Below are 618 nucleotides of genomic sequence, written 5' to 3'. Positions count from 1 at the left end.
GTGACGACACCTACCTGTTCGGTCGCGGCGAGGGCGTCGACGTCATCGACAACAGCGGCGGCGGCAACGACACCCTGCGCTTTGCGGCAGGCGTTGACTACAACGACGTCGGTTCCAACATCGGCCGTAGCGGCGACGATCTGGTGCTCAAGATTGCCGGCACCAGTGACCAGGTCACGGTCCGCAACTTCTTCAGCAGCAGCGACGCCACCCTCGAAACCATCGAATTCACCGATGGCGGCAGCCTCACCGCCGCGGAGATCTACGGCCTGTTCGGCATGGCCGGCGCCCCGGCGCCAGCCAGCTACGCCCAGACCCTGCGCGGCACCACCGGCGCCGACACCCTCAACGGTGGCGCCGGCAACGATCGCCTGATCGGTGGTAACGGCAACGACAGCCTCAATGGCGGCGCGGCCGACGACCGGCTCGAAGGCGGTAACGGTGCCGATACCCTGCGCGGCGGCGCCGGCAACGACCAGCTGATCGGCGGCCGGGGCGACGACACCTACGTCATTGCGGCAGGCGAAGGTCAGGACGTCATCGACAACAGCGGTGGCGGCAACGACGTCATCCTGTTCGAAGGCATCGCCTCCAGCAAAGTGTCGAGCGGCTTCGGCA

General features: G+C 67.2%; 1 protein-coding gene. It reads left to right on the top strand.

The features are described 5' to 3' along the window. The coding region (locus PZA18_RS24100) for a calcium-binding protein (RefSeq protein WP_284103433.1) at positions 1-618 on the top strand (618 nt) is incomplete at both ends.

Source organism: Parachitinimonas caeni (assembly GCF_030129945.1).
Classification (GTDB): Bacteria; Pseudomonadota; Gammaproteobacteria; order Burkholderiales; family Chitinimonadaceae; genus Parachitinimonas; species Parachitinimonas caeni.
Note: the sequence above shows the minus strand (reverse complement) of the source record. Positions and strands in the feature narration are given on the sequence as shown.